Genomic DNA, 13,354 nt, shown 5'->3' with positions numbered 1-13,354 from the left:
AGCTGTATGATGAGTGGTGTAAAACCTCCAACTCCAGCTAGAGATTTTATCATCCCTGAGCAGGAGGTGCGAATGAAGCACGCATCGCGCGACACGATCGACGTCGCCGGCGCACAGGTGACACTCGTCGAGGGTGCGTCGTTCTGCGTGAGCGGCGTCTCCGGCGATCTGCACGGCGCGCGCGGTCAGGGGCTGTTCGTCCAGGACACCCGGATCCTCTCGACGTGGGTGCTGCAGGTGGACGGGAGCGAGGTCGAGCCTCTCGCCGCGACTCGGGTCGAGCCGTTCGAGGCGGAGTTCGTGGGCCGTGCCCCCGTGCGGCCGGGCCAGGTCGAGCCGACCGTCGTCGTGGAGCGCCACCGCTACGTGGGCTCGGGCATGCGCGAGGACATCACCTTGCGCAACTACGGGCAGGAGCCGGCCGGTGTCGAGGTGCGCCTTCTCGTGGACTGCGACTTCGCCGATCTCTTCGAGGTCAAGGAGAACAGACCGGTTCCCGGACGCGACGTCCGGCGGCGCCCCGTCGGATCCGACCTGCTCGTGTGGACCGAGCACGGCGACGGACGGGGCATCCGTGTCAGCGCGCCCGACGCGACGGCGACCGAGCACGGTCTGCGGTTCACGACCGTCGTGCCGGCGCACGGTTCGTGGTCGACGCGGATCGAGATCGTCGCGAGCGTGAGCGGCGACGAGATCGACGCGCCGTTCCCGCTCCACACCGCCGTCGAGCAGACAGCGCCCGCTCGGCGCATGCAGGGGTGGCGCGACTCGATCCCCGACATCAGCGTCGAGGATCCTGCGCTCTCCCGCGCGCTCTCCCGCAGCGAGGAAGACCTCGGTGCGCTGCGCATCGTCGATCCCGAATACCCCGACGACGACGTCGTGGCGGCGGGCGCTCCGTGGTTCATGGCGCTCTTCGGACGCGACTCGCTCCTCACCGGCTGGATGACGATGCCGTTCTCGCCCGACCTCGCGATGGGCACCTTGCGCACGCTCGCGCGGATGCAGGGGACCAAGCTCGACGCGTTGAGCGAGGAGGAGCCGGGCCGCATCCTGCACGAGGTGCGTCGCGGTGCCGACCGGTCGCTCGCCCTCGGCGGCAACAGCGTCTATTACGGATCCGTCGACTCGACGCCGCTGTTCCTGATGCTGCTCGGACACGCCGTGCGGTGGGGTGTCCCGTGGGAGCAGATCGCCCCGCTGATGGGCGCCGCCGAGGCCGCCGCCCGGTGGATCGTCGAGTACGGCGATCGCGACGGCGACGGATTCGTCGAGTATCAGCGCACGTCCGATCGCGGCCTGCTCAACCAGGGCTGGAAGGACTCCGTCGACTCGATCTGCTTCGCCGACGGACGGCAGGCACACGGACCGATCGCGCTCGCGGAGGTGCAGGGCTACTGCTACGCGGCGCTGCTCGCGATGGCTCACCTCGAGGAGCGCCGCGGCGACGGTGCTGCGGCCGATCGATGGCGGGACCATGCCCAGCGGCTGCGCGAGCGCTTCCACGAAGCGTTCTGGATGCCCGAGCAGCAGTACTACGCCCTCGCGCTCGACGGCGACAAGCGGCAGGTCGACGCGATCGCGTCGAACGCCGGGCACTGCCTGTGGACCGGCATCGTCCCCGACGAGGCGGCCGCACCGGTTGCGGAGCGGCTGCTGAGCCCGGAGATGTTCACCGGGTTCGGGGTGCGGACCCTCGGCACGTCGAACGCGCGGTACAACCCGGTCAGCTACCACAACGGGTCGGTCTGGCCGCACGATTCGGCTCTCGTCGCGTCGGGACTCGCGCGGTACGGGTTCCGTGAGCACGCCCAGCGCATCAGCGACGGGCTGCTCGACGCGGCGACGGCGTTCGACGGGCGACTTCCCGAGCTGTTCTGCGGCTTCGACCGCTCCGAGCAGCCCGTGCCGGTGCGCTACCCGACGTCGTGCTCGCCGCAGGCGTGGGCGGCCGCTGTGCCGTTCGAGCTGCTGCGGATCGCCCTCGGGCTCGAGCCCTCGGGTAACGGACTCGACGTCGGCGCGACACCGCAGCGCGTCGGCTCGGTGTCGATCGACAAGCTCCGCTTCGAAGAGCGCTCCCACAGCGTGCGCGCCGACCGCAGCAGCGGCACGGTGACCCGAGAGCTCGACGCGGAGCACGACCAGGAGGAGCCATGATGACCGAGGTCGACGCGCGCGCGGCGCCGGAGGAGGGTGAACCCGTCACCGGTTCCGACGTGCCGTTCTACACGATCGGGCAGGTGGCCGAGGTGCTCGGCGTGCCGGTGGCTCACCTGCGGCGGCTGGACGACCTCGAAGTCGTCCAGCCGAGCCGCTCGCAGGGCAACCAGCGTCGGTACACGCAGAACGAGATCGCACGGCTGCGCGAGGTCATCGACCTGACGAACGACGGCGTCTCGCTCCCCGGTGCCCGAATGGTCATCGAGCTGCGACGACGCGTCGAGGACCTCGAGGCCGAGGTCGCGAGGCTGCGCGCGGATCGCTGAGCGGACGACAGAGGCATCCATCCGCGCTCGGCGGCGCTACGCTGGCGCTGACCGAGGGAGGAACAGTGCGGTTCGAGCACCTGGGGGCGCAGCCCCGCATCCATCCGGAGGCCGTCGTGGCCCCCACGGCCGTCGTGAGCGGCGACGTCCGGATCGGCCCCGGCTGCCAGGTGCTGCACGGCGCCGTGGTGACGAGCGAGGGCGGCGGGATCACCCTCGGCGAGAACGTCGTCGTGATGGAGAACGCGCTCATCCGCGCCACCTCGGTCAACCCCGTGCACATCGGATCGCACGTGCTCGTGGGTCCCATGGCGAGCATCAGCGGCGCGACGATCGCCGACGAGGTCTTCCTCGCGACGGGAACGCGCGTCTTCAACGGCGCGCGCATCGGCGAGCGCAGCGAGGTGCGCATCAACGCGGTCGTGCACCTGCGCACGGTGCTCCCGCCCGAGACGGTCGTGCCGATCGGGTGGGTCGCCGTCGGCGACCCGGCGCAGATCCTCTCACCCGACCGTCACGACGAGATCTGGGCCGCGCAGCGAGAGCTCGACTTCCCGGGTTACGTGTTCGGACTCGACCGTGACACGCCCGATCTCATGGTGCAGCTCACCGAGCGCTACGCCGCGAGCCTGGCACGACACTCGGGCGATCGACGGCTCGACTGAACCCGGATGCCGCGCACCCCCTCGCGCGGCGACCGCGGCCTCGCCATACTGTCGCGCATGGACGCGGTCAACGAATGGCTTCTGACCTGGGGCGACAACTTCTGGACGTGGGTCGTCCTGCCGGTCGTCGTCCTCCTCGGTCTGTACTTCACGATCCGCTCGGGCGTCGTGCAGTTCCGGCTGATTCCGGAGATGTTCCGCACGCTCACCGACAAGACGCCGAGGAAGGAGTCGGGCGGGCCGCAATCCGTCTCCGCGTTCCAGGCGTTCACGATCTCGGCAGCCTCGCGCGTCGGGGTCGGCAACATCGCCGGCGTCGGCACCGCGATCGCGATCGGCGGGCCCGGCGCGGTGTTCTGGATGTGGCTCATGGCCTTCGTCGGCGGAGCATCCGCATTCATCGAGTCGTCTCTCGCGCAGTTGTTCAAAGTGCGCGACGAGGAGGGCTTCCACGGGGGGCCTGCGTATTACATGCAGAAGGGGCTCGGCGCGCGGTGGATGGGCATCGTGTTCGCGATCATCCTCATCATCTGCTTCCCGATCGCGTTCAGCTCACTGCAGGCGAACACGATCCAGGCGACCATCTCGGGCAGCTTCGGGGCCGACTCGGCGGTGTGGCTGCCGTGGCTCATCGGCGGAACGCTCTCCGTGCTGATGGCGCTCGTCATCTTCGGGGGCGTGCGCCGCATCGCATCCGTGACTCAGACGCTCGTGCCGATGATGGCGTTGCTCTACCTGCTGCTCGGACTCGTCATCGTCGCCCTCAACATCGAGCGGCTCCCCGAGGTGTTCGCCGCGATCTTCACGCAGGCGTTCGGCGTCAACGAGGTGCTCGGAGCCTCACTCGGCTACATCATCCTCACGGGCGTCAAGCGCGGCATGTTCTCGAACGAGGCCGGGCTCGGGTCCGCTCCCAACGCCGGAGCGACGGCGGCGGTGACGCATCCGGTCAAGCAGGGCCTCGTGCAGACCCTCGGGGTCTACTTCGACACGTTCCTCGTGTGCTCGATCACCGCGTTCATCGTGCTCGTCTCGGTCCCCGATCTCGCGAACGCCGAGCGCGGCATCAGCCTCACGCAGGGCGCGATCGTCGGCTCGCTGGGCGAGTGGTCGAACGTCCTCCTGAGCATCATCATCTTCCTGCTCGCTTTCAGCTCGATCCTGGGCAACTACTATTACGGCGAGGCGAACATCGAGTTCATCACGCCCCGGCGCACGGCCGTGCTCGTCTACCGGATCTTCGCCGTCATCGCGGTCTTCCTCGGCGCGATCGTGTCGGCCGACCTCGTGTGGAATTTCGCCGACGGCGCGATGGGCTTCATGGCGCTCGTCAACCTCATCGCGATCGCGCTGCTGTCGGGCATCGCGATCCGCCTGCTGAAGGACTACACGCTGCAGCGGCGCGAGGGCCGAGACCCCGTCTTCACGCGGGATCGCCTGCCCGACGTGCGCGGGATCACCGTGTGGGAGGACGAGCTCACCGTGACGGGCCCGATCGACCTCATCACCAAGCGGCGACAGGCTCAGAAGCACCGCGACCACCTGCACGAGACGGATGCCGCGGCCCGCCGTCAGAACGAGTAGGACGCCCGCTCGGCGGGACGCGCGCCGACCGGCGCGCCTGACGCGGCTTGTAACCTGGAGGTGGTGGTTCGGCGCGCTGGGTCGACACCGTTCGTCGACCGATTCGGAGCGTGAATGACCTCAGCCGACCCCGACCGCGGCCCCGCTCAGGCGCCCAGCTTCCCGCAGCGGGGCAGCTATGCGGAGTCACTGCGCATCCTGCGCGTTCTGCGCAGCGAGACGGTCGGCGGCGCGCTCCTGGTCATCATGGCCGCGATCGGCATCGCGTGGGCGAACTCGCCGTGGGCGGACTGGTACTTCCGGTTGCGCGACCTCGAGATCGGGTACGCGCCGTGGCACCTCGAGCTCACCGTGGGGCAGTGGGCCTCCGATGGGCTGCTCGCGATCTTCTTCTTCCTCGTCGGACTCGAGCTCAAGCGCGAATTCGTAGCAGGGGATCTCCGCCGCATCGGCACCGCGATCGTGCCCGTGCTGGCAGCGGCGGGCGGCGTCGCCGTCCCCGCGCTGTTCTACGTGCTCATCACGTTCCACGACCCTGAGCTGCTGCGCGGCTGGGCGATCCCGACCGCGACCGACATCGCCTTCGCGGTCGCGGTGCTCGCCATCATCGGCTCGCACCTGCCGAGCCCGCTGCGCATCTTCCTGCTCACGCTCGCGGTGGTCGACGACCTCATCGCGATCGCGATCATCGCGATCTTCTACACCGAGTCGATCGAGGTCGTCCCGCTGCTGCTCGGGCTCCTCACGATCGCCGTGTACGGCGTGATCGCGCAGCGGTACCGGCAGTTCTTCCACCTCAAGCCCGCCGCCGCGTGGCTCATCCTCCTGCCGATCGGCGTCGTCGCGTGGGCGTTCGTGCACGCATCCGGGATCCACGCGACCATCGCGGGCGTGCTCCTCGGCTTCACGATCCCGGTGCTCCACCGCAAGCGCGACGACGTGCCCGAGGACGAGCCCGGCCTCGCCGAGGTGTTCGAGCACCGCTTCCGACCCTTGTCTGCCGGGTTCGCGGTGCCCGTCTTCGCGTTCTTCTCCGCCGGGGTCGCGATCGGCGGTGCGGAGGGTCTCATGTCCGCGCTCGCCGACCCGGTGCTCGTCGGGGTCATGATCGGGCTCATCGTGGGCAAGCCGATCGGGATCGTGGCCACCACCTGGATCGCGACGCGGGCACGCCACGCGCGTCTCGATCCGGCGGTCACGTGGATAGACCTCTTCGGCGTCGGTCTGCTCGCGGGTATCGGGTTCACGGTGTCGCTGCTGGTGACCGAACTGAGCTTCGATGAGGCGGACGCCCACCACGACCATGCGAAGGTCGGGATCCTCCTCGCGTCGATCGTCGCCGCCGCGCTCGCCTCGGTCCTCCTGGGCGCCCGCAACCGCCGATACCGCAGAATCGAACAGGAGGAGTCGGCCGACGAAGACGGCGACGGCATCCCCGACGTCTACCCGACGCCATGACGGATGCCGCGGCCCTCCGGCTCCACACCTCACCGACCGCCAGGGAGCGCCCGATGGCCGACACCCACCCCGACCCGCTGCGCGAGGCCGCCCACGTCATGCGCACGGTCCGAGACCGCTGCGTGTGGACGCAGCGGATCGACCATCGCGACCTCGTGCCGTACCTCGTCGAGGAGAGCGCCGAGCTCATCGACGCCGTCGAGACGGGCTCGCGCGGCGAGCTGCGCGAAGAGCTCGGCGACCTGCTGTGGCAGGTGCTTTTCCACGCCGAGATCGCCTCCCGCGACCCCGACGACCCGTTCGACATCGACGACGTCGCGCGAGGGCTCACCGAGAAGATGGTGCGGCGGCATCCGCACGTCTTCGGCGACGCCGTCGCGAACACGCCCGAAGAAGTGCTCGTGCACTGGAACGCGGCGAAGGCGCTCGAGAAGCACGAGCGACGGTCGGTGCTCGACGGCGTGAGCGAGCGGATGCCGAGCCTCGCGCTCGCGCAGAAGCTGCTGGGTCGTGCGGCGGGGACAGCCGATGCCCGGGCGTTGGGCGAGCGCAGCGAGACGGAACGCGCGCCCGCCACCGAAGCGGAGCTCGGCGATGCGCTCCTCGCGCTCGTCGCGACGGCACGTGAGAACGGCTGGGACGCGGAGCGCGCGCTGCGCGAGCGCGTGCGCCGATTGCAGGACGAGGTGCGGGCGGCGGAGGCATCCGGGTCGGATCTGGAAAACTAGGCGGGTGGCTTCCGTCAATCCGCCGCGCGGCATGCGCGACTTCCTCCCCGCCGACAAGGCCCGTCGCGAGCGTGTGCTCGCCGTCATCCGCGAGCGGTACCGCGCACACGGGTTCGATGAGATCGAGACGCCCGTCGTCGAGGATTACGACCGCCTGCATGCCGGCATCGGCGGCGACAACGAGAAGCTCGCCTACAACGTGCTCAAGCGCGGCCTCGATGCCGACGCGATCCGTGCGGCCGCCGACGACCCTCGCGCACTGTCCGATCTCGGGCTCCGGTACGACCTGACGGTTCCGCTCGCACGCTTCTACGCGAGCCACCGCGCCGAGCTGCCGACGGTGTTCCGCGCGATCCAGATCGCGCCCGTCTGGCGGGCGGAGCGGCCGCAGAAGGGCCGCTACCGCCAGTTCATGCAGTGCGACATCGACATCATCGGCGACGCCTCCCCGCGCGCCGAGGCCGAGCTCGTCGTCGCGACGCTCGACACGCTCGACGCGCTCGGGCTCGAGGGAGGCAGCGTGCGCATCAACGACCGGCGTGCGCTGGATTGGATGCTCGACACGTTCGGATTCGCGTCCGATGAGCGTGCGGGTGTTCTCATCACGATCGACAAGCTCGACAAGATCGGCCCCGACGGGGTCGTCGCCGAGCTCCGCGAGCGCGGTGCCACGGCATCCGCGGTCGACGCGTTCGAGGCCTTCCTCAAGCGCCCGCAGACCCGCGAGTTCCGGCCCTACGGTGAGCGTCAGATCCGCAAGGCGCTGCCCGAGGGCGCACCCGACGACGTCGTGGCGCACCTCGTGGGCATCGGCGAGGCGGTCGCGGCGGCGCGCGGCGGAGGCGACATCCCGCTCGTGTTCGACGCGTTCCTCGTGCGCGGCATGGGCTACTACACGGGCACGATCTTCGAGCTCGCGCACCCCTCCGTGACGTACTCGCTCGGGGGCGGCGGCCGCTACGACGGCATGATCGGCCGTTTCCTCGGTCAGGACGTCCCCGCGGTCGGCTTCTCGATCGGCTTCGAGCGCATCGTCGACCTGGTCGAGGCGAAGACGGACGCCGACGAGCGCGCCATCGTGCTCGTGCACGACCGCGACGTGCCGCTCACCGAGCTGCTCTCGCTCAAGAGCGCGTTCGTCGCGGACGGCCTGCGCGTTCGCCTCGAGCAGCGCACCAAGAACCTCAAGGCACTGCTCGACCGCGCCGCCGCGGACGGGTACACCGCGTTCGCGACGGTCGCGGCCGGAGCCGGCATCGACGACCTCGAGGTCAAGCCGCTGTCGTGAGGGCGTGCGTCAGCTTTCGCCGCCCGACCCGAGCTGCGCCGCCCACTCGGCGACGCGCCGTGCGCTGTCCTCTTCCGAGAGGTCCTCGACGCGCGTCATGATCGACCACCGCACACCGAACGGGTCGCGGATGCTCGAGAACCGGTCGCCCGACACGAACGTGGTCGGAGCTTCCCGGATCGTCGCACCGGCCTCCGCCGCGCGCTCGGTGAGCGCGTCGACGTCGGGGCAGTACAGCCCCATCGAGTAGCAGTCGTCCTCGCCCTCGGGCGGCGGGACGAGGTGGTAGTCCGCGACGGGCTCGCCGAGCTGCAGGTGCCCGTTCCCGAAGTCGAGCTGCGCGTGGAACACGACGCCGTCGGACTCCGTCACGTCGACGACCCGTGCGCCGAACACGTCGCGGTAGAACGCGATCGCCTCCTTCGCGCGCGGGATCGCGAGGAACGGGGTGAGGCTCGTGAGCCCGTGCGGGATGCCGTTCGTCGTGTGGCGGCCGCTCGCCGCCGTTGTCGTCTTCTCCATGTCCGGCACGCTACGGATGCCGCACCCGCCTGCGCTTGGAGATACGCGACACGTCCGCGCCTACTCTGAAGAGCATGGATCCGACGCGAGGAATCCTGTACCCCGCTCGGCTGCCGCGCCTCACGCGCGTGCCGCCGGCCGCCGAGGCGACGGACCTCGTGGAGTGGTTCTGGATCCCCGAGTGGGATATCGCGCCCGGCCGCTCGTCACGGCAGGAGATCGTCGCGTACCCCGCGTCCAACCTCGTCGTGGAAGGCGGCGACGTCGGCCTCTTCGGACCGACGACGCTCCGCTCCCACCGCGACCTCACGGGGCGCGGCTGGGCGGTGGGTGCGCTCCTGCGGCCGGCGGCGCTCGGGGCGCTGACGGCGGATGCGGCGGCATTGGTCGATGCATCCGTCTCGATCGACGCCCCGGAGCTGGTTCGCGCCGTCTCCGAGGCGATGGGCGACCCGGATGCCGCGATCCGCCACGCGCGGGCCGTCGAGGCGTTCTCGTCGTGGCTCGCGCGGAGGGTCGGCGCACTCGACGACGAGCAGCGCCTCGCTAACGACGCGGCTGCGCTGCTCATGACGGACCCCGAGATCCTGCGCGTCGAGGACGCCGCGGCGCGACTCGCGGTCTCGGTGCGCACGCTCCAACGGCTCGCACGAAGGTACGTCGGACTCACTCCGTCGGCGATGATCCGCAGACGGAGGCTGCAGGAGGCGGCGCAGCGCGTGCGCGACGATCCCGACGCCGATCTCGCGGCGATCGCGGCCGAGCTCGGCTACGCCGACCATGCCCACCTGACCAACGACTTCCGCACCGTGCTCGCGTTCACACCGAGCTCCTATCGACACGCGACGACCCTCTCGTGAACGTGCGGCGGTACTGCTAGCGTGCCGAGCACCGAGCACCTTTGCCGACGCAGCCGAAGGGAGCCCCCGTGACCGACGCAGCAACGAATGCGCCCACAGGACCCAGCTCGACCAAGCCCCGCGAGGAGTGGACCGGACAGATCGGATTCATCCTCTCCGCCATCGGGTCGGCGGTCGGGCTCGGCAACATCTGGCGGTTCCCGGGTGTGGCGTATGAGAACGGCGGGGGTGCGTTCCTCATCCCGTATCTCGTCGCGCTCATCACCGCCGGCATCCCGATCCTGTTCCTCGATTACGCGATCGGTCACCGCTTCCGTGGTGCCGCGCCGACCGCGTTCCGTCGGCTCGGCGGCCCGCGCGGGCGATGGCTCGAGACGCTCGGATGGTTCCAGGTCGCGATCGCGTTCGTGATCGCGATCTACTACGCGGTCGTGATCGCGTGGGCGCTGAGCTTCTTCGTCTTCTCGTTCGACCTGCGCTGGGGCGACGATCCGGCCGGGTTCCTGCTCGGCGATTACCTGCGCGTGGGCGACCCCGGAGTGAGCTTCGAGTTCGTGCCCGGCGTGCTCATCCCGCTGCTGATCGTGTGGGTCGCGACGATCGTCGTGCTCGCCGCCGGCGTCGCGAAGGGGCTCCAGCGCGCGAACGTCATCGCGCTGCCGGTGCTGCTCATCGCGTTCCTCGTGCTCGTCGTTCGTTCACTGTTCCTCGACGGGGCGGCCGAGGGCCTCAACGCCTTCTTCACGCCGAACTGGGAGGCGCTCGGCAACCCGAACGTGTGGATCGCCGCGTACAGCCAGATCTTCTTCTCACTGTCGATCGCGTTCGGCATCATGATCACCTACGCCTCCTACCGGCGCCGCCGCGCGAACCTGACCTCTCCCGGACTCGTCGTCGCATTCGCGAACTCGTCGTTCGAGCTGCTCGCCGGCATCGGCGTGTTCGCGACGCTCGGCTTCTTCGCCTTCCAGCAGGGCATCCTCGTGGGCGAGCTCGAAGGCCTCACGGGCGTCGGCCTGTCGTTCATCACGTTCCCCGCGATCGTGGCCCAGATGCCGGGAGGGCCGATCTTCGGATGCCTGTTCTTCGGGTCGCTCACGCTCGCGGGCTTCACGTCGCTCATCTCGGTGCTGCAGGTCGTGTCGGCGGGCATCCAGGAGAAGTTCCGGCTCACGCCGCGTGTCGCCGCCATCATCCTGGGCGTCGTGTGCACGCTGCTCTCGGTCCTGCTGTTCTCGACGACGACGGGGCTGATCGCGCTCGACGTGACGGACCAGTGGGCGAACAACATCGGCATCGTGGCATCGGCGGTGCTCATGTCGATCTTCGTCATCTGGGTGTTCCGTCGCGGACCCGAGCTGCGCCACCACTTGAACGCGGTCTCCACCTTCAAGGTCGGGCGCATCTGGGTGCTGCTGGTCGGCCTCGTGGCACCCGTCGTGCTGGGCTACATGCTCATCTCGCGCATCATCACGCTTCTCGTAGACGGATACGAGGGGTACCCGGCGTGGTATCTCGGCCTCTTCGGATGGGGCACCGTCGCCCTCATCGTGGTCCTCGCGATCGTGGCGTGGCTCATCCCGTGGCGTGAATCGCCGGACGACTTCGCGCCGTGGCCACCGCTTCCCGAGGCATCCGCCGATACGCGCACGGAGGTGACACGATGACCGGTCTCGCGATCTTCTTCCTGATCCTCGCGATCCTGCTCGTGTGGGGAGGGCTCGTCGCCAGCGCGATCTACCTCGCACGGCACCCCGAAGTGGCGTCGTACCCGCCGGGCGGGACCGATGACCACCGCGAGGACGCGGGGATCATCGAGCACGACACGTGAGTCAGGCGGCGGCCCGCCGCTTCTCGCGCACGTAGACCTCGCGGCGCACGCGGGCGACGACGTCGCCCGAGGCATCCGTGATCTCGGTCTCGAACCATTCGCGCACCGGCGCGCCGCCCTTCGCGCGCTCGCGCAGCTCCTGCGCCTTCTCGCGCGGGACCTCGAAGTGCGCGGTCAGCACGCCGCGACCGGGCTTGACGAACGCGATCTCGCCGCGCGTGTCCCACACGATGTAGTCGCGCCCGAGCTGGTGCATCACGAGCATGAAGTAATACGGGTCGGTCATGGCCGACATCGAGCCGCCGAACGCGGTCTTGACGTAGTTGCGCGTGAAGACGTTGACGTGCAGCTCGACGGTCGCGCTCGTCCAGTCATCGGCGAATCTCTTGACGCGGATGCCGCTGAAGAGGTTCGGAATCCACAGGCTCATGCCGATGGCGAGACGTCGCGGGGTCATGCGCATGGGTCACAGTGTCGCGCGTGCGCCGGGGAGTGGGCGAATCGGCGCCCCATATTTCTATTTGTCATAGAATAATGGCGTGCTGTTGAAGGTCGATGCAACCAGCGACGTGCCACTGTTCGCGCAGATCGCCGCGTCGGTGCGTGCGGATGCCGCAGCCGGCCGCCTGCGCGCGGGCGACAGGCTTCCGCCCGCGCGCGAGATCGCCGCGGTCGTCGGGGTGAACCTGCACACCGTGCTGAGGGCGTACGCCGACCTGCGCGATGAAGGTCTGCTCGACCTGCGTCGCGGACGCGGGGCGGTCCTCACGGATGCCGCCGCGCGACTGTCCGACGTGCGCGACGAGGTGGCCGCCCTCGTGCGCACCGCCCGAGATGCCGGCCTGTCGGCCGATGCGCTCGCCTCTCTCGTGAAGGAGACCTGGAATGCCGAATGACCGTGCCGCTCACGCTGTGCGCCAGTTCGTGTGGTGCGCGATCGTCGCGCCCCTCGTGCTGACGATCGTTTCCGTGGCGGTGCAGCTCGCGATGCTGCCGCGCCTGCCCGAGCCGATCGCGATCCATTGGGATGCCGCGGGCATCGCGAACGGCTTCGCGCCCGCGTGGGTGCAGACCCTCGCGACGGTGGCTCTGGGGCTCGGCATCCCCCTCCTCATCGCGCTGACGGCCTTTCCCGGTCTGCGACGCGGCGACCGCGGCGGGTCGTACCGGTTCATGGGCGCGCTCGCGTGTGCGGTGTCCGCGCTCGTGGCGCTCCTCATGACGGGCACGCTCCTCGGGCAGGTCGGCCTCGCGAGTGCGGAGGACGCGCCATCCGTCGTGCCGGTCCTGATCGCCGGCTTCGGCGCCGCGATCGCCGTCGGCGTCGTCGCATGGTTCGTCCAGCCGGCAGAGAAGCCGCTGCGCACGGACGTCGACCGCGTGCGTCCGCTCGAGCTCGCACCGGGTGAACGGGCCGTGTGGTTCGGATCGTCCACGATCGCGCGGCCCGCGCTCATCGCGGTGACCGTGGCGTCCCTCGTCATCTCGGCCGCGGCGGTTGTGGTGTGGTTGAGCGGCGATGCTGTCGCCGCGGCGATCGCCACGTTCGTCGCCGTGGTCGTCGTCGCGCTCGCGATCACGACGACGGCGTTCCGGGTGCGGATCGACGACAGCGGCCTCACGGTGACGTCTGTCGCGGGCATCCCGCGATTCCACGTGCCGACAGACGACGTCGTCTCGGTCGCCGTGCGCGATGTCACCCCGATGGGCGAGTTCGGCGGGTGGGGGATGCGCTCCGTGCCCGGTCGGTTCGGCGTGGTGATGCGCACCGGCCCCGGTCTGGACATCGAGCGACGCTCCGGTCGCCGGTTCGTGGTCACGATCGACGAGGACGCCGTCACCGCGGGGGCACTCCTGGCGGCGCTGACCCAGCCGGTCGGCCGCCGCTGACGATCTCCTGAGCCGGGTGCGGCTTGACGGGCCGGATGC

Annotated in this window: 14 protein-coding genes; 12 read left to right on the top strand and 2 right to left on the bottom strand. The window is 69.7% G+C overall.

Annotated elements, in window-relative coordinates:
• Window positions 1-72 precede the first annotated feature (72 nt).
• The 7 genes from VNR19_RS07800 to hisS all read left to right on the top strand — a co-directional run bounded on the left by VNR19_RS07800 (window position 73) and on the right by hisS (window position 8,212).
• Window positions 73-2,160 carry an amylo-alpha-1,6-glucosidase gene (locus tag VNR19_RS07800; protein WP_325725530.1) on the top strand — a complete coding sequence of 696 codons (2,088 nt, stop codon included), beginning with the start codon at window positions 73-75 and terminating at the stop codon, window positions 2,158-2,160.
• On the top strand, window positions 2,160-2,489 hold the full coding sequence (locus VNR19_RS07795; protein ID WP_325725528.1) for a MerR family transcriptional regulator: 330 nt from the start codon (window positions 2,160-2,162) through the stop codon (window positions 2,487-2,489). Before VNR19_RS07800 ends, VNR19_RS07795 begins: the two co-directional genes overlap by 1 nt.
• Window positions 2,490-2,554: 65 nt before the next feature.
• Entirely contained in the window at window positions 2,555-3,154 is a 600-nt protein-coding gene (locus VNR19_RS07790) for a gamma carbonic anhydrase family protein (protein ID WP_325725526.1), read from the top strand.
• 6 nt (window positions 3,155-3,160) lie between these two features.
• Window positions 3,161-4,738, top strand: a complete 1,578-nt coding sequence (locus VNR19_RS07785) for an alanine/glycine:cation symporter family protein (RefSeq protein WP_325725524.1) — start codon at window positions 3,161-3,163, stop codon at window positions 4,736-4,738.
• 114 nt (window positions 4,739-4,852) lie between these two features.
• Entirely contained in the window at window positions 4,853-6,196 is a 1,344-nt protein-coding gene (gene nhaA / locus VNR19_RS07780; RefSeq protein WP_325725522.1) for a Na+/H+ antiporter NhaA, read from the top strand.
• Between the two features lie 53 nt (window positions 6,197-6,249).
• Entirely contained in the window at window positions 6,250-6,924 is a 675-nt protein-coding gene (locus tag VNR19_RS07775) for a nucleoside triphosphate pyrophosphohydrolase (protein WP_325725520.1), read from the top strand.
• Between the two features lie 31 nt (window positions 6,925-6,955).
• Window positions 6,956-8,212: a histidine--tRNA ligase gene (gene hisS / locus VNR19_RS07770; protein ID WP_325725589.1), complete on the top strand. Its 1,257-nt coding sequence runs from the start codon at window positions 6,956-6,958 to the stop codon at window positions 8,210-8,212.
• Between the two features lie 9 nt (window positions 8,213-8,221).
• Here the strand turns inward: hisS and VNR19_RS07765 are convergent, their stop codons facing one another.
• A complete protein-coding gene (locus tag VNR19_RS07765; protein ID WP_325725518.1) occupies window positions 8,222-8,734 on the bottom strand; it encodes a VOC family protein in 513 nt (170 codons plus the stop codon).
• Between the two features lie 74 nt (window positions 8,735-8,808).
• Between VNR19_RS07765 and VNR19_RS07760 the strand changes: the two genes are divergently transcribed.
• The 3 genes from VNR19_RS07760 (at window position 8,809) to VNR19_RS07750 (ending at window position 11,425) form a co-directional block, all read left to right on the top strand.
• On the top strand, window positions 8,809-9,594 hold the full coding sequence (locus tag VNR19_RS07760; RefSeq protein WP_325725516.1) for a helix-turn-helix domain-containing protein: 786 nt from the start codon (window positions 8,809-8,811) through the stop codon (window positions 9,592-9,594).
• A gap of 68 nt (window positions 9,595-9,662) precedes the next feature.
• The gene (locus tag VNR19_RS07755; protein WP_325725514.1) at window positions 9,663-11,261 is read left to right on the top strand and encodes a sodium-dependent transporter; all 1,599 of its coding nucleotides are present in this window, start codon (window positions 9,663-9,665) and stop codon (window positions 11,259-11,261) included.
• Entirely contained in the window at window positions 11,258-11,425 is a 168-nt protein-coding gene (locus tag VNR19_RS07750) for a methionine/alanine import family NSS transporter small subunit (RefSeq protein WP_325725512.1), read from the top strand. Before VNR19_RS07755 ends, VNR19_RS07750 begins: the two co-directional genes overlap by 4 nt.
• A gap of 1 nt (window position 11,426) precedes the next feature.
• On the opposite strand, the gene VNR19_RS07745 is transcribed toward VNR19_RS07750, so the two are convergent.
• Entirely contained in the window at window positions 11,427-11,888 is a 462-nt protein-coding gene (locus VNR19_RS07745; protein WP_325725510.1) for a DUF4442 domain-containing protein, read from the bottom strand.
• A 76-nt stretch (window positions 11,889-11,964) separates the two neighbouring features.
• Between VNR19_RS07745 and VNR19_RS07740 the strand changes: the two genes are divergently transcribed.
• Entirely contained in the window at window positions 11,965-12,321 is a 357-nt protein-coding gene (locus VNR19_RS07740; RefSeq protein WP_325725508.1) for a GntR family transcriptional regulator, read from the top strand.
• Window positions 12,311-13,315 (top strand): DUF1648 domain-containing protein, encoded by a 1,005-nt coding sequence (locus tag VNR19_RS07735; protein ID WP_325725506.1) that lies wholly within the window; start codon window positions 12,311-12,313, stop codon window positions 13,313-13,315. Before VNR19_RS07740 ends, VNR19_RS07735 begins: the two co-directional genes overlap by 11 nt.
• Window positions 13,316-13,354 lie beyond the last annotated feature (39 nt).

Origin of the sequence: Microbacterium sp. (assembly GCF_035556355.1) — a bacterium.
Taxonomy (GTDB): domain Bacteria; phylum Actinomycetota; class Actinomycetes; order Actinomycetales; family Microbacteriaceae; genus Microbacterium.
The sequence above is the reverse complement of the archived record's forward strand: the minus strand, read 5'-3'. Positions and strand labels throughout refer to the sequence as shown.

Excerpts from the sequence above, each read along its gene's own strand:
- VNR19_RS07800 (WP_325725530.1), top strand. The coding sequence starts at position 73 with ATGAAGCACGCATCGCGCGACACGATCGACGTCGCCGGCGCACAGGTG.
- VNR19_RS07795 (WP_325725528.1), top strand. The coding sequence starts at position 2,160 with ATGACCGAGGTCGACGCGCGCGCGGCGCCGGAGGAGGGTGAACCCGTC.
- VNR19_RS07785 (WP_325725524.1), top strand. The coding sequence starts at position 3,161 with ATGCCGCGCACCCCCTCGCGCGGCGACCGCGGCCTCGCCATACTGTCG.
- nhaA (WP_325725522.1), top strand. The coding sequence starts at position 4,853 with ATGACCTCAGCCGACCCCGACCGCGGCCCCGCTCAGGCGCCCAGCTTC.
- VNR19_RS07775 (WP_325725520.1), top strand. The coding sequence starts at position 6,250 with ATGGCCGACACCCACCCCGACCCGCTGCGCGAGGCCGCCCACGTCATG.
- hisS (WP_325725589.1), top strand. The coding sequence starts at position 6,956 with ATGCGCGACTTCCTCCCCGCCGACAAGGCCCGTCGCGAGCGTGTGCTC.
- VNR19_RS07765 (WP_325725518.1), bottom strand. The coding sequence starts at position 8,734 with ATGGAGAAGACGACAACGGCGGCGAGCGGCCGCCACACGACGAACGGC.
- VNR19_RS07760 (WP_325725516.1), top strand. The coding sequence starts at position 8,809 with ATGGATCCGACGCGAGGAATCCTGTACCCCGCTCGGCTGCCGCGCCTC.
- VNR19_RS07750 (WP_325725512.1), top strand. The coding sequence starts at position 11,258 with ATGACCGGTCTCGCGATCTTCTTCCTGATCCTCGCGATCCTGCTCGTG.
- VNR19_RS07745 (WP_325725510.1), bottom strand. The coding sequence starts at position 11,888 with ATGCGCATGACCCCGCGACGTCTCGCCATCGGCATGAGCCTGTGGATT.
- VNR19_RS07735 (WP_325725506.1), top strand. The coding sequence starts at position 12,311 with ATGCCGAATGACCGTGCCGCTCACGCTGTGCGCCAGTTCGTGTGGTGC.